Annotated in this window: 22 protein-coding genes; 14 read left to right on the top strand and 8 right to left on the bottom strand. The window is 47.4% G+C overall.

The window, feature by feature from the left end; genetic code table 11:
• Positions 1 to 169: 169 nt before the first annotated feature.
• Complete coding sequence (locus ACLH1I_RS14125) at positions 170 to 373, bottom strand: hypothetical protein (RefSeq protein WP_125315970.1); 204 nt, start codon at positions 371 to 373, stop codon at positions 170 to 172.
• Positions 374 to 615: 242 nt separating this feature from the next.
• Here ACLH1I_RS14125 and ACLH1I_RS14120 point away from each other — a divergent pair, with 242 nt between their 5' ends.
• Both ACLH1I_RS14120 and ACLH1I_RS14115 read left to right on the top strand, forming a co-directional pair.
• Positions 616 to 1,701 carry a nucleoid-associated protein gene (locus tag ACLH1I_RS14120; RefSeq protein ID WP_064187495.1) on the top strand — a complete coding sequence of 362 codons (1,086 nt, stop codon included), beginning with the start codon at positions 616 to 618 and terminating at the stop codon, positions 1,699 to 1,701.
• Positions 1,701 to 2,693, top strand: a complete 993-nt coding sequence (locus ACLH1I_RS14115; RefSeq protein WP_064187494.1) for a GTP pyrophosphokinase family protein — start codon at positions 1,701 to 1,703, stop codon at positions 2,691 to 2,693. Before ACLH1I_RS14120 ends, ACLH1I_RS14115 begins: the two co-directional genes overlap by 1 nt.
• Before the next feature lie 39 nt (positions 2,694 to 2,732).
• Here ACLH1I_RS14115 and ACLH1I_RS14110 read toward each other — a convergent pair whose 3' ends face one another.
• From ACLH1I_RS14110 to ACLH1I_RS14085, 6 genes are all read right to left on the bottom strand, one after another.
• Positions 2,733 to 3,080, bottom strand: coding sequence for an antiterminator Q family protein (locus tag ACLH1I_RS14110; RefSeq protein ID WP_064187493.1), 348 nt, complete (start codon positions 3,078 to 3,080; stop codon positions 2,733 to 2,735).
• Between the two features lie 81 nt (positions 3,081 to 3,161).
• Positions 3,162 to 3,530, bottom strand: coding sequence for a RusA family crossover junction endodeoxyribonuclease (locus tag ACLH1I_RS14105; RefSeq protein ID WP_064187492.1), 369 nt, complete (start codon positions 3,528 to 3,530; stop codon positions 3,162 to 3,164).
• Complete coding sequence (locus tag ACLH1I_RS14100) at positions 3,517 to 4,896, bottom strand: replicative DNA helicase (RefSeq protein ID WP_064187491.1); 1,380 nt, start codon at positions 4,894 to 4,896, stop codon at positions 3,517 to 3,519. Before ACLH1I_RS14100 ends, ACLH1I_RS14105 begins: the two co-directional genes overlap by 14 nt.
• Positions 4,877 to 5,770, bottom strand: a complete 894-nt coding sequence (locus ACLH1I_RS14095) for an ATP-binding protein (RefSeq protein WP_064187490.1) — start codon at positions 5,768 to 5,770, stop codon at positions 4,877 to 4,879. Before ACLH1I_RS14095 ends, ACLH1I_RS14100 begins: the two co-directional genes overlap by 20 nt.
• Positions 5,771 to 5,781: 11 nt before the next feature.
• Positions 5,782 to 6,612 (bottom strand): helix-turn-helix domain-containing protein, encoded by an 831-nt coding sequence (locus ACLH1I_RS14090; protein WP_064187489.1) that lies wholly within the window; start codon positions 6,610 to 6,612, stop codon positions 5,782 to 5,784.
• The gene (locus tag ACLH1I_RS14085; RefSeq protein WP_049088839.1) at positions 6,609 to 6,797 is read right to left on the bottom strand and encodes a DUF4222 domain-containing protein; all 189 of its coding nucleotides are present in this window, start codon (positions 6,795 to 6,797) and stop codon (positions 6,609 to 6,611) included. Before ACLH1I_RS14085 ends, ACLH1I_RS14090 begins: the two co-directional genes overlap by 4 nt.
• Positions 6,798 to 7,239: 442 nt before the next feature.
• Here ACLH1I_RS14085 and ACLH1I_RS14080 point away from each other — a divergent pair, with 442 nt between their 5' ends.
• Positions 7,240 to 7,695, top strand: coding sequence for a hypothetical protein (locus ACLH1I_RS14080; protein ID WP_048337494.1), 456 nt, complete (start codon positions 7,240 to 7,242; stop codon positions 7,693 to 7,695).
• Between the two features lie 317 nt (positions 7,696 to 8,012).
• Here ACLH1I_RS14080 and ACLH1I_RS14075 read toward each other — a convergent pair whose 3' ends face one another.
• The gene (locus ACLH1I_RS14075; RefSeq protein ID WP_074194552.1) at positions 8,013 to 8,246 is read right to left on the bottom strand and encodes a transcriptional regulator; all 234 of its coding nucleotides are present in this window, start codon (positions 8,244 to 8,246) and stop codon (positions 8,013 to 8,015) included.
• A gap of 147 nt (positions 8,247 to 8,393) precedes the next feature.
• On the opposite strand from ACLH1I_RS14075, the gene ACLH1I_RS14070 reads away from it, so the two are divergent.
• From ACLH1I_RS14070 to ACLH1I_RS14020, 11 genes are all read left to right on the top strand, one after another.
• Entirely contained in the window at positions 8,394 to 9,068 is a 675-nt protein-coding gene (locus tag ACLH1I_RS14070; protein WP_077263605.1) for an XRE family transcriptional regulator, read from the top strand.
• Positions 9,069 to 9,230: 162 nt separating this feature from the next.
• Positions 9,231 to 9,644: a hypothetical protein gene (locus ACLH1I_RS14065; RefSeq protein ID WP_064187487.1), complete on the top strand. Its 414-nt coding sequence runs from the start codon at positions 9,231 to 9,233 to the stop codon at positions 9,642 to 9,644.
• A gap of 181 nt (positions 9,645 to 9,825) precedes the next feature.
• The gene (locus tag ACLH1I_RS14060; RefSeq protein ID WP_023304973.1) at positions 9,826 to 10,035 is read left to right on the top strand and encodes a hypothetical protein; all 210 of its coding nucleotides are present in this window, start codon (positions 9,826 to 9,828) and stop codon (positions 10,033 to 10,035) included.
• Positions 10,016 to 10,351 carry a hypothetical protein gene (locus tag ACLH1I_RS14055; RefSeq protein ID WP_274873059.1) on the top strand — a complete coding sequence of 112 codons (336 nt, stop codon included), beginning with the start codon at positions 10,016 to 10,018 and terminating at the stop codon, positions 10,349 to 10,351. Before ACLH1I_RS14060 ends, ACLH1I_RS14055 begins: the two co-directional genes overlap by 20 nt.
• Positions 10,352 to 10,354: 3 nt before the next feature.
• Positions 10,355 to 10,612 carry a hypothetical protein gene (locus ACLH1I_RS14050; RefSeq protein ID WP_064187486.1) on the top strand — a complete coding sequence of 86 codons (258 nt, stop codon included), beginning with the start codon at positions 10,355 to 10,357 and terminating at the stop codon, positions 10,610 to 10,612.
• On the top strand, positions 10,584 to 10,802 hold the full coding sequence (locus ACLH1I_RS14045; RefSeq protein ID WP_004177208.1) for a hypothetical protein: 219 nt from the start codon (positions 10,584 to 10,586) through the stop codon (positions 10,800 to 10,802). Before ACLH1I_RS14050 ends, ACLH1I_RS14045 begins: the two co-directional genes overlap by 29 nt.
• A complete protein-coding gene (locus ACLH1I_RS14040; RefSeq protein ID WP_064187485.1) occupies positions 10,799 to 11,239 on the top strand; it encodes a hypothetical protein in 441 nt (146 codons plus the stop codon). Before ACLH1I_RS14045 ends, ACLH1I_RS14040 begins: the two co-directional genes overlap by 4 nt.
• Positions 11,240 to 11,279: 40 nt before the next feature.
• Positions 11,280 to 11,798 (top strand): hypothetical protein, encoded by a 519-nt coding sequence (locus tag ACLH1I_RS14035; protein WP_064187484.1) that lies wholly within the window; start codon positions 11,280 to 11,282, stop codon positions 11,796 to 11,798.
• Positions 11,799 to 11,915: 117 nt separating this feature from the next.
• Entirely contained in the window at positions 11,916 to 12,128 is a 213-nt protein-coding gene (locus tag ACLH1I_RS14030; protein ID WP_032422780.1) for a hypothetical protein, read from the top strand.
• Entirely contained in the window at positions 12,083 to 13,261 is a 1,179-nt protein-coding gene (locus ACLH1I_RS14025) for a tyrosine-type recombinase/integrase (RefSeq protein ID WP_198079849.1), read from the top strand. Before ACLH1I_RS14030 ends, ACLH1I_RS14025 begins: the two co-directional genes overlap by 46 nt.
• A gap of 250 nt (positions 13,262 to 13,511) precedes the next feature.
• The gene (locus ACLH1I_RS14020) at positions 13,512 to 13,760 is read left to right on the top strand and encodes a hypothetical protein (RefSeq protein ID WP_023304980.1); all 249 of its coding nucleotides are present in this window, start codon (positions 13,512 to 13,514) and stop codon (positions 13,758 to 13,760) included.
• Position 13,761 lies beyond the last annotated feature (1 nt).

Raw genomic sequence — 13,761 nt, 5'->3', positions numbered from 1 at the left:
GTGACTTTCCTTTTGAGGTGAGCCTTCGCCCGGAGTGGCCGCCCTGCAGAACAGTCACACGACCATTCCAAAGGCTCACCCCGAAAAGCTCTGCAGGTTTATACGCCGGGCGTGGCGCGGATATGAAAAAGCCCCAGCGAGTGCTGAGGCTGAGTGAACACACAGATAATTATTCTTCGGCAAGATCAGGCTCTATTACCACTCCCGCCAGCCGGTTGTCATCCTCAAGATAAAAAGTGACTCTTCCGGGCTGTATCTCTTGAGTTATCAGATCGCTACGATGAACGAAACGACAAACTCTACCTATGAGTTCATCGACATTTGGCGATACAAATCCTTCATGCGGCCATGGTACAGGACGATTATCACTCATGACACCCTCCAGTTTGCTGTGTGCAGCAAAGTGCTGCCTGATAAGCATAGCCGAAGCGGGAGACGGCGCCTTTTAATTGAACAAGACATTCATAAGCAAAAAACCACCATTTCTGGCAGGTTTTAGATGATTAAGCTGTGTGTCTAAGTGACCACTCTTAACAGATTACAAAGTTTTTTGCGTACGCGTTAGAGATTTCGTATGCTTCTGAGGATAACGAGCTAACAAGCAAGGACAAGGTAATGGCGAGTGTAGACTTTAGCTTTGAAGGGCTTCTGATAGAGAGAATTATCGCACATAGAGTTTTCCCTAAAAGTGCCGATAAAACGTTAACGCCCCCAAAAACCAGCAAATCTTTGATGGTATTTAAACAAGATGCATTGGATGCCTTTCAGGTAAGAATTACCGAGGCTTTGGCAAGTAAATCACATGGAATTGAAATGTCTATTGGTGGAGTTGGTGACGATTGTTTTTTAAACCTTTCAGCTTCAACTTTTTCTAATGATAATAACTACTTTATCAAAGTAACCGAACGGCTTGCCAATAAACTCAGTGAGGCGCAATACAATAGTTCTGCGCCGGGGGGAATATTAGCAGTATTGTCAGGCCGAGTAGGAAATGACTCTCTCCCATTCCTTGCAGTTATAAAAGCTGAAACACAGAACGGTTTCAGAACTATTGAAGATGATGAACAAGTGACAATGGAGTTTATCGCCGAACTACTTCTGACGCCAGCTCAACGTTTTTATAAGATTGGATTTATAGTCCAAACCGTTTCCCTTCCTCCTGATAGTGACGGTAATTATAATAGTTCACATTATCGTGCATTCTTGTTTGACCATTTAATGACATCAACTGAAACAAAAAATGCGGCCGGGTATTTCTATTCTCGGTTTCTGGATATGGATATAAGTAAATCTTCAAAAAAATTAACTCAAGATTTTTTCGAGAGCACTAGGGACTTCATTAATACAGCACAGATAGAGGAAGGTGATAAGCTTGCACTACATGAGGCCTTAAGGAGTGAGATGCGTTCTAGAAAAACCACATTAAGTACTGCGGATTTCGCAGAAACCAACCTTCCCGAAGAAATGCAGGGTGGGTATCTTGAATTTATGAAGAATAAAAAATTCCCTGCCGCTGCAGTAACTAAGGACAATGGTTATATTGAATCCAAGCTTAAGATAAGAAGCAAACTCGTATTCTCTAATGATGTATGGGTTTCCGTTCCGCCAGATCAATTAAAAAATCTTGTAGAAATTATGCCATCGGATGATAATGAATCAACAATGTTGAAAATAAAAGGGCGACTTAAAAGTCAACAATAATGGATATCAATGAGTTCCGCGAGTTTTTACAGACACACCAAGATGCTTACGCCGCTTGGGGACGATTTGTGTCTGAAGAAATTTGCAGTACTCTTCGTAGCTCCCTAGGGGATGATAAGGCAAAAATCTTTTTAAAGATCCACTCAGAACCAAGGTTAAAAACTATCGCCTCAGCATTAGGAAAGGTCAGCCGTAAAGGATATGACAATCCAGTCGTACAAATGACTGATTTGATTGGTGTTCGCTTTGTGGTCTTACTCTCTGTTGAAATCAGAACTATCAGTGACATAATTGAAAAGTGCGATAAATGGAATGCCACTGTTTCTAAAGACTATTTATCAGAAATTGATGTTAACCCCAAAATTTTTGACTATCAATCTCGGCATTACGAAGTAAGACCAACAGCTCAATTTGATTACTGTGGTCAAAATATAACACCTGAAATGTGCTGCGAAGTTCAAGTTAGAACCTTGCTTCAGCACGCTTATGCTGAATTAGTTCATGACAGTATCTACAAGCCTTCCGGTGATGTACCCAAATCAGCCGAAAGACAAATAGCCCGTAGTATGGCCTTAATGGAGACAACGGATGATCTTTTTTGTAAAACAATGGAGATCTTGGCCGATAATAGCAAGGAAAGAAATGAGTTTTTAGATTTCCTTTCAGATTATTATTCAGAAAAAATTGGAAAACAATACGTTGATGAGGATATACATGTTAACTTCTCTGTCATTGACACATTTAAAGAATACATTGACGATAGCCTACCAAATAAAATCCATGTGCTTCTTGGCGAGAAGAAATACATCTCAATAAGGATAATCAGTAGAGTTGAGTACAATCCTTTGTTTGCTCAACCATGTATTTTATTTGTATACTGGTTAGCAAACCAGATAGATTCAGGTGAAATACTTTCAAAATGGCCTTTGCCGGGTAACATTGGTGGGCTGGAGTTAGTTCTAAGTGATCTTGGTAAAAGTATTTCTCGTTAGAGAGCCAATCTTCCGACTGGCTTCCCTGAAATTTAATATTTAAGATTTTAACATTGCAACACATCCATCAATAAACCCCATAGCCGTCTGCAATTCTTTCCTGATAGTCCCATCAGAACACTTCCGCTTCTTCGCGATGGTTCTTAATGAGATGCCAATGACAAAATGAGCAATGATCAGCTCGTGCTCTTCTGGCTTATATTTCCGTAGCCGCGCTACACATCCGTCAATCATAATCCCTTCATCATCATCGCACTGCAGGCGTGACTTCTTGCCATGTGGTAGCAGACCTTTAAATCCGGCTGCAATTGGTTGCCAGTCAACACCATTACCGTCAGCAGCAGCCCATGCGCCCCAGCGGTCTAATACTTCATACATATCACGCATTGTTCTGTGCTCCTATTTTATTCACGTCGTCGCTGATGTGCATGCCCTGCGGGCTGAAATGCTTTAACGATGCTTCAAGTTTCATGCGGCCACTTCTCCGATATCAGAAATTAAAATTTGTCCGGATTCACCCCAGATTTTTGTGACACGAAAGTCCCAGATATGTGCATCATCAGTAAACAGAGCATCCATCAGCGCTTTAATCATGTTATCGGCGTCTGGTTTCTGCTTGTGTGCCTGCCCGTTCATCGTTACTCGCTTCTTCTGGCTCCAGCTCTTTGGCATGGGAACTACGAAGGTTATGTGTCCGCCCTGCTCCGGCATAGCAACGTTCTTCAGGCGGATCTCATCGCAGAATGCCCGGTAGCGCATGACCACTTCCCGCTGTTTCCATTTGTCTGCCCGGGTCATCCTCGGTTTGCCCATTGGTGTAATGTTAAAAATCTTCATGACCAGCCCGGCTCCCTTTCGTGTAACGGCGTTGATGTGCCTTTGGTTGCGGCGTCGAGCGTTGGCGAGCTTCCTCCTGATCAATTGGCAGGAAATGACCGTTGTAGAACCGACGGTAGATAGTCCCCAGCTCCCCATTCCGCTGTTTTGTCACGTTAATTTCAGCAATTCCCTTTGCTGGCGATTCAGGGTTATAAACCTCGTCGCGGTACAACATCAGGATCAAGTCAGCATCAGCCTCAATTTCTCCCGAGTTTTTCATATCGGAGTTCATTGGCCGCTTATTGGGTCTGGATTCCACACCGCGCGACAACTGGCTCAGCGCGAGTACGGGGGTTTTATTAGCTTTAGCCAGGTTTTTAAGCCCCTTGGATACTTCGCCAACGGCCAGGTCGTACCGCGCAGCACTCTGAATTTTGATAAGCGCCAGATAGTCGATGACCACCAGCGCGATTTCAGGATGCGCTATCTGATAGCGTGTTGCGGTTTGCTGGATCTGGTCGATAGTTAGGCCGGTGGCGTCGGTGATCCAGATATTGCGGGTAGCCATTCGCTCCATGCCGTTAAAAAATCGAGCCCAGTCTTCGTCCTCGAATTTATCCACTGCTTTCAGGCGGGACATAGGCATGCCCCCTGCGGCGGATACCATACGTTTGGCAATCTGGGTATCAGACATCTCCATGCTGAAAAACAGCACCCCATGCCCCTGAGCGGATACTTTGTCGATGATATCCAGTGCCAGTTCGGTTTTGCCCATCGATGGCCGCGCGGCAATAAACACCAGATCAGTGGATTCCATACCGCCGGTCTTGGCATCAAGCTCCTCAATTCCGGTAAGCAGGCTTCGGGTCTCTTCTTTCCCCTGGCTACGGGATTCCGCTTCATCGGCCACCGCGGTGAGTAGTTCAGAGATGTGAACGGGCTGAACGGTATCCGCTGAAATGTCGATAGCCGATACAGCCTGTTTAGCGGCTTCCAGTGCCACCAGGGCTGCATCGCCGTTGTTAGCGTTTCTGATTTGTTCCAGCACTTTTTCCAGTGCTGCTTCAGCATCACGAACGCCAGCATTGCGACGCAGAACATCAACGTAAGATAACAACGCGGATTTCGCCCAGCTGATACGGGTGGCTGCAAGAATTGTGGTTTGAAGCGCGGGCAGCGATTCGCACAACAGCAGTGGATCAATCACGCCACTACTGCGAGCCTGTCGGCAGATACCAGTGTAAATCTCCCGATACTGGCGAACTGAGAAGGTGCCCGCAGGCAGCCGGGAGAGAACATCCAGCACCTCAGGATCAGCTCCGCGCAAAAACAATGCGCCGATAACCGCCTCTTCAAGTTCGTCGTTACGCCAGACTGGTGTCATGCATGCCCCCGTTATTCCCACGAAAACTCGTCCAGTTGAAAACCAGGTAGTTACGCCCACCATCAGTAACTCGGTCAAAAATGCGGTCGCTGATAAACTCTTTCAGTTGCTCACGCGGCAGGTTGCTAATCAGGATCGTTGGCAGAACACTTTCATAGCGGGCGTTAATGATCTCATGCAGGATTGTCATCTCTGTCGGGCTACCAAACTGCACACCCACCTCATCGATAATCAGCAGATCCAGCGAAGCGTAGTGATCCAGTACGCTCTCTTCGGTTGTGTCCGCATTGTGGCGCCAGGTGCTTTTCACCGCACGAGTCAGACGCATCACGTCGGTCAGTTCCACACTGGCGAGATGGTTGCGGATGATGTTTTTAGCCAGTGATACCGCCAGATGGTTTTTCCCCGTCCCGCAGCTCCCTGTTAGCACGAGGCTTTTCCCGGCCTCCAGAACAGCTGGCCAGTTATTTGCGTAGCGCTTGCAGGCTGCGAGGTTGCGCGAGGCTTCCTGATTGATCTCCAGGTAATTATCAAACTCGCAATCACCAAAGCGTCGAGTGATACCTGCGTCGTCCAGCAAGCTGCTAACGCGAAGCTCTCTCAGTCCAGACTCAACACTTGCCTGCTCCGACCGGATGCACGCAGGGCAGCGGGAATGCTTGAATGTCTCCCTACCGCGAAAATCCTTACCCACCAGCGTGAATCGCTCGTAGTCTCCATGCTCCGGACATGAAGCCATGCTGGTGTGGTTCGAGTTCCAGCCCCCGACCCCCCAGGGAAGTGTATGCACTTCGGCGAAAGCGAGTTCATCGCCGAGTTTTGCCTGCTGCGCCATCAGGTCTTCACGCTCTTTGAGCTGATTTAAATTCAACATATCCACCTCACTCAAAAATTCAGGTTCTCACCAGATTCGCCAAAATCGTCAGACATGCGCCCCAGTCCAGACAGGCGGGCAATAGTGCCGTTGTGCCCACCTCCGGGAGCGGATGGCGCCTGCCAGGATTCTTCGAAATGGCGATCTGGCCCAAAGAACGACGCGGCCTGCTTGACGTACTGGGTGCCAACACTGCCGGTTGCACGTGCGTAGGCTGCGTAGCGTTTAACACCCGCCAGCATGACCTCAGGTTTAACCCCTTCTTTCAGACGAGTCTTCCACGCCTTGAAGGCCGCAGCCTTGGAATTACCACCGGCGCGTTTTGGGTATGCCTGCCAGGCTGTCTCAAACTCAGGGGAATAATCCTGTTTTGCAGAACGAGCCGGTGCAGAGGCGGTAGCCGAAGCGCCAGTATGTTTTATAGGTTCATTGACTGGTTCATTGACTGGTTCAAAAGAGTGACTGATTCTGGGTGCAGCTCCTGCACTACCCCCTGGTGAATCTCCTGCACCAGGTAGTGAATCTGTTGCACCAGGTAGTGAACGATTTGCACTCCCCCCTGGTGAATCTCCTGCACTACGTAAATTGAGCTGATACACGTTGCTGGAATTCCCCTTTGGTCCCGTCCGTAGCTCTTTTTTTATCAGGCCGCACTCACATAGCGCCTCGATGTGATTCATCACCGAACGCTTGCTAATTTCACACTGGTCAGCAATGTGCTGGTAACTAGGCCAGCACTCCCCGAGATCACTGGCGTTATCCGCCAGCTTAAGAAGAACCAATTTGCGCAAAGGGTTTCCGACCTTAATTTTCATAGCCTGAACCATCAGATCCATGCTCATACCAAAACCCTCGTGAAGTACTGTTGAAACTTCCAGACCGGCTGCATGCATTCATGCGGATAATCCGGCCTGGTAAAATAAACTTGCTGCTTTTCGCGATCCCAGCCGGTGACATGCACGACAACACCTCGCGGATCGTGATACAGCCTGTCCAACGCCTTAATGCTGCCAGTTTCTGGAAACACTTGGCTCACCTGCGCTTGATTTGTAATCAAATTGTCTGCTAAGGTCTTTCATGAAATCTCCCTCCAGGTCATTTCAAATCAAATGCTGTGTTGGAAGTCAGAACAGGCCGGGAGAAGTGCCACCACCTTTTCCCGGCTTTTTCTTTGCAGCTTTCCGCTCTGCCGTTGTTGTCTGCCCAAGAGCCCACTGACGGGCACGATACAAACAGTCATCAAAACAACTCCCTTTTTTGGTTGACTGCGACATGCAGCGGTAATGTTCCAGCCCCTTTGCTACCCCCCCCCTGAACCACCGACGGTGAGAAGCCTTCAGCTGTCAGAGCGGCTGTGATGTGCTTACGGATAAAATCAGTCGGGTTCACAGTAACCCTCCAGTTGGTGCCGAACCTTCCCCCGGTATATCCTCATGGTTCCTACACCTACGGACCGAAGGAGGTTCGACATGGACTCAATGTTTGTTTACAGAAAAATTGGAAATCACCTAAAGAGCATTTATCGGGTCGATCCTCATGACGCCGACCAGGTAAATCTTGTAAAATGCAGGGCAGTAACACTGACTCACCTCCATCATTTGCTTTCTGAACACAGTTCAAATTCGTTCGTGTCTGCAAGTTACCGGGACTCTCTGTATGAACTGGTATATACAGCAACCGAAGCTGCGGTTACGGACCCCTTTGCCCTTTATCCGACTCTTGTTCTGCACATTCTTGAAGATGAGCTTGTTGATATAAATCTGGATATGAATGCGCAGTTTGCTGAAGTCGAGCAACGGATGAGAGAATGGTTTGTTGGCTATCGCGAACGGCGGCAAATATCACCCGAAGACTATCCAGCTCTGCCTGAATTGCAGTGGAGTGATCTGCCGAACGAATTATTTGGTCTGATGCCAGAAAGTTAATTCGTGGCTCAAGGTCAGCCATTGCATACCGCAAAGACGACTCGGCAGACTGCAGCTCAAGTGTTAGGTTTTCGTATCCCTGTCTGGCTTTTTTGGCAGCAGTTGCCACGCCAATGAGCCAGGCAGATAACTCTTCCGAACTAAGATTTCCCGCGTCGATAACTGGTTGGGTGTTCATACTTCCTCCTGTTGATTAGTTTTGTTTGCCCGCCTCGCAATGAGGAAATACACCCTACTTATCGGGTCGTACCTGATGCTGCGTGGCAGCAGCGGCTGGAAGTAGCGCGGATCAGGCATAGCGGCAGAGGTGTGACATGTCACACCTCTGCCGTTCGTGGCATCCCATCAAGCTCGCTTGGGTACAAGTCAGGGCGAACCTGGTGCGGGGTAATGGCCCAACCGACAAATTCGCAAAGTTTCAATACAAAGCGAGCAGGGATTACAGACTTAGCAAACCACTGATTCACTGCCTGAGGAGTTATCCCCAAGCCCTGAGCAATCGCTCTTTGGGAAGTAATGGCACACAATTTCACCCGAATCTCTTCGTTCATAAACCACCATCAAGTCAAACTTTATAAATAGAAGTTTATATCAAGATTTAATTAACATGCAAGAAGCAAAACCATGCGTTAAACTTGAGATCAAGCATTGCTTTAGATGATGACTTTCAAACTGAATGAAACTTTTGGAGAGATACCGTGGCCACGGCAAACATGATTCAAGAACTTCTTAAGGAAAAAGGGTGGACAAAAGCTGAGCTTGCTCGTCAGTTAGGGGTTAGTACGCAGACGGTTGTTTACTGGACAAAAGGAACCACTGTCCCTAGGGGCAAGAGATTAGCTCAGCTATCTGAAATCAGTGGTTATCCACAATCCTGGTTTCTGGGAGAGGTCCCCCCCGCCTCGTTCCCTTCGTCCACTCAAAAAGAAGATACGGATAGCGTAAAATTCAAAGTATTAGATATCGAATTCAGTTGTGGTGATGGGGTCAGCGTGAAAAGCGACTTCATAGATGTAGTACGTTCTATAGAGTTAGACCCCGAGTACGCCCGTCAAGTAGTAGGCAACAGACCCTTTAAGAACATTGAAATAGGCAATGCCAGAGGTGATAGCATGTCGCCAACAATTGCCCCGGGAGATTTACTATTTTTAGATAAAACAATAACATACTTCGATGGTGATGGGATTTATGCCTTTTGTTTCGAAGGCGAATGTTATGTAAAGAGACTGCAAAAAATTGGCAGCAAAATTGTAGTGTTATCTGATAACTCTAATTATCAATCCTGGAGCATTGAAAAAGATGCATTAGATATGCTCTACATCCAGTCAAAAGTTATCTCATCAGTTCCTTTCAACATTAACAGATTCGGTTAATTATTGATAAACAACGGGCTTTTGCCCGTTCCTCCGTTTTAAATCTTCCTGTACCAAAAAATTAATCAAGTTTAACTTGACTAAATAAAATCATAAAGCTAACCTCTCTCTATCAAGTTTAACTTGATTTTGTAAGCGATCAATACTTGTGTGAGGTGAACAATGAAAACTCCTATCCAAATGCTTGAAGTGTTTGTATCAGACATAATAGAAAACACTGTTCTTCTGGAGGAGATCTATAAAAAAAGTAACGAGAATTACGAAACGGATTGTTCTATAAACAGCCTAATTCGTTCAATGAAAAAAACCGTAGATAACATGAACGAATATGCTAAGACTCATAGTAATACAACAAAACCCTGCAAATCTGTAGTGGTCGAAATTGGTCTGGCTGATGATATATTCGATGCGGTCCTTACCGCTAAAAAACTTGAAGCAGTCGCGCAAACTTATAGTGAGTCTTTTTTTACTGACGAGGACAATGACAATCCTGCGTGCCATATGTCAGCTGTGATTTTTGACTATGCTCGTGAACTTTGCACTGAACTTAAAGCTATCGAGAATAAATTAGGCTAATTACGAAACTAGTTTTAAAACGGTCTTGGTGCCGGGGAGTCTTGTACCCTAAATCTTGCGAGGTGTATGTTATGAGTTTTATTATTGACCACGCCGCCTATAAAACCGCATTACTTTATGCAATGAATGGTCATGAGGTTATTGCAGGTTTATATCTCCGTAAGGCTTATGGGAGGTAAGTATGTGGCACCCAAAAGATGACGAAGATATTGAGTGTGTATCTTGCGAAATTGAAAACCTTACTGAACTTCTAGATCTTATGTATGCCAGCTTCGAAAACATGGGAGAAAAACAACTCTTTGTGCTTTTGGGTTTAGCTTTGAATTTATCTTCAAATATTTTTCTTTGGATCAAAGAAGAGGAAAGACGACGTGAAAACAAACCTGATTGAGACTCGCCGCCGTCACATCGTTCGCGCCAAGCTTGATTCAATGATGCGAAGGACTGGGAGTTATTTTCAGCTCGTAAAAATGGACGATGGAACAACGTTACCCGTCGAACTTGATGAAGATATTTTAACAAAATCATTAATCAAATTTTTCGAAGCGATGATTTATGATACCCATAAACGCGAGCAAGCAGAAAATTTAATCTCTGAACATTATTCGAATTGCATGGGAGTTAATAAATTAACGCCCGATGGTGTGGACTTTATGAATGCACTCATTGCCACGCTGGCCGAACAATCATTAAAAGCCGAGGGCTAAATAATGAGAATGATTGAATATCGTGGCGTACTTATTCCCGCTCCCCCACCAATGGTGCAATTAAATTGTGAGCCGGGTTTTACCGGGCGAGTGGTGATCGAGCTGAAAGATGGCGAGTTCGTCAAACAATACCCGCTACGCAAAGAAGAAACATTCTGCTCGCTCGAGGCTTTTCTCGAACTGGCTCAGGAAGCTGGATATCAGGTAATCGCACCCGAGACGGAGGATCACTGTGGCACTGACAGCAATACGCATTCCTGAGCGGGTACACCTGCAGGCGCTGCAGGTCCTGCTGCGGTATCGGCGCCGGCGGATATTCCCGCGGCGAATGCGCCGCACCGGCTACCTCAGCTTAAAGGTTAACCCACGCTGGCGGCTGTTATCGAAAGACGACGGCCGGAACTGGGAAGTTATGAGTCATGAAACCTATAACCGGGAGAAAGACAAATGATCGACAACCGCACTGCCAGCGCTATTGATCTGGCGTTACAGAAGCACCACACGCCAGTCGGCGACCTTTTCGTCGCTATTCGTCACGGCCGAATGAAGCGCTGCTTCAGCCGCGGTACCGCTATTAGCTGGCTGGCCCACTTTCTGACGTCGCATGCTTTCGCGCGATCCGGCTTTACGCAACGTCACCCAGATGTACAGGCAGTCCATCCACTGAAACCTGAGTTGACTCACTGGCAACGTGGCGCCGTCACCCTGGAATATTTTAATGCCCACCAGCGCACCGTTCGCCGGGTGCGCCGCATCCTCGCCCGCAAACGAGAAATGCAGAAGTGGTGCGAAAAGTGGGATGCCATGCACGACCGCTACGTGAAAGAGCGCGAAGAACTTAAAGCCAGCAAACCAGTAGAGGTGCGCAATGCTTCACAACTTTCTTAACCCGGAACCAACCTCAACAGGGATCCGGTCTGGAAACCGGGTGATTGGTTACTCTGCTGCCATTCGCCTGCTGGATAACGGTCGCTATGACAAACACCTTGCCGATGGAATGGAGATTCTGGCCTGCATCATGGAAGCGGTAGAAAGCAGCTGGATCACGCTTAATATCGAGAAGCAAATCATCGTCTGGCGCTGGTTGCTTGCCGCAGTATTCATCACTGAGGAGCGGGAGAAGAATGGGACTGTCGACGTTCCGAACGACGAGGGCGGTGTTGACACTGCTGTTATCTATTCCGGCGAGCATGGTGCCATTAGCGTTTACCCAGGGCCGGAACGCTTTGCGCTCGCAAACCACATTGAGGCTGGCGCCATTGAGAAGTACGGGCCTGATGTTGGCCTGCAGCTGGCGCTGCGGATGTATCAGGACATGGTTGTTGCTGATGAAGAACACGGCTTCAGGTTGTCGGCCATGGGTCGGGAAGGTTTCAACATGCTACACGATGGCTTTATCGAGCAAATCCAGACCGAAGGCGTGCCAGAAGCACCGATTATGCATTGAGGGGAATGATGATGACTGCAAACGATGAGTAACGTGGTCGGCTGGAACTGAAACTACCGGGAATTAGTTATGAAGTCTGGTGCCACTGTTGTGGCCTGAAAGTGGTGTGAGGTTGATATGATTTATCTGGATGTCGTACCGATTACAAAGTACTGCGAAGAGATGGGTGAGACGCTGGATGCCGTTAACAAACGGTTACAACGTGGAGTGTGGCAGGAAGGTGTTCATGTTTTAAAAGTCGATGGTTCCAAAGAACGTTGGATCGACTTAAAGGAGATTGCAAATTGGGCAAGACAAAACAAGGATCACTATCTCTCCCAAGAGGGGTAACAATCCGTCAGCATAAAACTGGCGCCACGCTGGTTATCACTTTCACGTACAAAGGGGTTCTCTGCCGGGAGCCCCTCTCCAGGATGGAAGCTAACGCGCGCGGTGTTAAATATGCCGAGCGCCTGTTGGGGGAAATACAGAACCAAATCAGCGCGGGCGAGTTCGATTATTCGAAATATTTTCCTGGCTCTAAAAAACTCGCTCTGTTTGGGATGGTAAGGAAAACCAAAAATATAAAAGCGTATCTTGATGAATACCTGAAAATCTGCGAAAACCGCAACCTGTCGCCGTCCACCATTGGTGGCTATGAAAAATGTCTCTCCGCGCTTTCTGCGCTGCACAAACTGCACGTTGCTGAGCTTACACCTGCAGTGCTGAAGAACTGGATCGCCGGCAGAAAAACAAAGCTAAAAACCATCAGAAACAACCTGTCGTTTTTGCGTAGTGCTATCGACGAAGCGGTTACCGATGGTCTGCTGACAATCAACCCGGTGACGCTGGTCAGCGCCAGCAGGTACCACGTTGTTGAAAGTAGCCATGGTGCCGACGATTACGAGGTGGACCCGTTTTCGCCCGCGGAAACCAGAGTTATTTATGCAAATTGTAGATACCACGAGTGGAGAAACCTTTTCCGCTTCGCATTTAATACCGGGCTACGCAGTTCCGAACTGTGCGCCCTGCGTTGGTCTGATATCGATTTTGTCGGCAACACTATTCATGTCCAGTCGGCCAGTGTCGTTGGCGTGCTGAAGGGAACGAAAACCAAAGCTGGCACGCGTAAAGTGGAAATGAATGCTGAAGCGCTGCTGGCCCTGCAGGAGCAGAAACAATACACATTTATGAAAAGTGAGTTCATCTTCAGCGATCCGAAAACGGGAGAACCCTGGGCAAACGCCGACGCGATCCGTAAAAAAGCATGGGTGCCGACCCTGAAAAAAGCTGGCGTGCGCTACCGTAACCCGTACCAGACCCGGCACACGTTCGCCACCAAACATATTAGCCAGGGCGTGAACCTTTTCTGGCTGGCGGGCCAGATGGGCCACAAAGGGCCAGAAATGCTGTTCAGGCATTACGGCTCTTACCTGGCAGAATACGACGGACACACTTCTGTAAACTCAGCTTTGCCAGGATGATCACTTAAAATTCACAACCGAAGTCCAGCGATAGACGATACTGTATGCACGGGCAGCACGTTTTGTGTTGCCAACCCCTATGCAGGACAACTATGGTAGAAATGAACTTGACTCTTGACAGAAGGTCAAAATTATAGAAACAGGCTACTTTTAACCGCAGTGTAGGTTATGCTACAATTCTGCGCCCTCGATTTTAGTAGGGGAGCAGAACCTCAAACGGATCATTTGAGGTCACCAAAAGGAGGTCTTTATGTCAGAACTGGTCATGAAGATGTTTGGTTTAAGTGGTTTTGTTAAAGGCGGACAAGCCATGGCAGATCGCTTAAACAAATCAGGTGTGAAGAACATAAAAGTTGTAGGTCGCGGTGCTGTAGTTGTTGATACAGCGGCAGATCCTGAAAAAATTGAGCGCCTTAGAAAGGCCGCCAGAAAGTTTATCGAACAGGATGCAAAAGCCGTAGCAGCTGCAAAAACCAACACTAAGGACAGCGACGAATAAC

Source organism: Klebsiella sp. 1SOBk10mer, from assembly GCF_046602535.1.
GTDB lineage: Bacteria > Pseudomonadota > Gammaproteobacteria > Enterobacterales > Enterobacteriaceae > Klebsiella > Klebsiella quasipneumoniae.
This window is presented reverse-complemented; position numbering and strand designations above follow the sequence as displayed.

Coding starts and splice junctions, on each gene's coding strand:
- ACLH1I_RS14125 (WP_125315970.1), bottom strand. CDS start 373: ATGAGTGATAATCGTCCTGTACCATGGCCGCATGAAGGATTTGTATCG.
- ACLH1I_RS14120 (WP_064187495.1), top strand. CDS start 616: ATGGCGAGTGTAGACTTTAGCTTTGAAGGGCTTCTGATAGAGAGAATT.
- ACLH1I_RS14115 (WP_064187494.1), top strand. CDS start 1,701: ATGGATATCAATGAGTTCCGCGAGTTTTTACAGACACACCAAGATGCT.
- ACLH1I_RS14110 (WP_064187493.1), bottom strand. CDS start 3,080: ATGCGTGATATGTATGAAGTATTAGACCGCTGGGGCGCATGGGCTGCT.
- ACLH1I_RS14105 (WP_064187492.1), bottom strand. CDS start 3,530: ATGAAGATTTTTAACATTACACCAATGGGCAAACCGAGGATGACCCGG.
- ACLH1I_RS14100 (WP_064187491.1), bottom strand. CDS start 4,896: ATGACACCAGTCTGGCGTAACGACGAACTTGAAGAGGCGGTTATCGGC.
- ACLH1I_RS14095 (WP_064187490.1), bottom strand. CDS start 5,770: ATGTTGAATTTAAATCAGCTCAAAGAGCGTGAAGACCTGATGGCGCAG.
- ACLH1I_RS14090 (WP_064187489.1), bottom strand. CDS start 6,612: ATGAGCATGGATCTGATGGTTCAGGCTATGAAAATTAAGGTCGGAAAC.
- ACLH1I_RS14080 (WP_048337494.1), top strand. CDS start 7,240: ATGGACTCAATGTTTGTTTACAGAAAAATTGGAAATCACCTAAAGAGC.
- ACLH1I_RS14075 (WP_074194552.1), bottom strand. CDS start 8,246: ATGAACGAAGAGATTCGGGTGAAATTGTGTGCCATTACTTCCCAAAGA.
- ACLH1I_RS14065 (WP_064187487.1), top strand. CDS start 9,231: ATGAAAACTCCTATCCAAATGCTTGAAGTGTTTGTATCAGACATAATA.
- ACLH1I_RS14060 (WP_023304973.1), top strand. CDS start 9,826: ATGTGGCACCCAAAAGATGACGAAGATATTGAGTGTGTATCTTGCGAA.
- ACLH1I_RS14050 (WP_064187486.1), top strand. CDS start 10,355: ATGAGAATGATTGAATATCGTGGCGTACTTATTCCCGCTCCCCCACCA.
- ACLH1I_RS14040 (WP_064187485.1), top strand. CDS start 10,799: ATGATCGACAACCGCACTGCCAGCGCTATTGATCTGGCGTTACAGAAG.
- ACLH1I_RS14030 (WP_032422780.1), top strand. CDS start 11,916: ATGATTTATCTGGATGTCGTACCGATTACAAAGTACTGCGAAGAGATG.
- ACLH1I_RS14020 (WP_023304980.1), top strand. CDS start 13,512: ATGTCAGAACTGGTCATGAAGATGTTTGGTTTAAGTGGTTTTGTTAAA.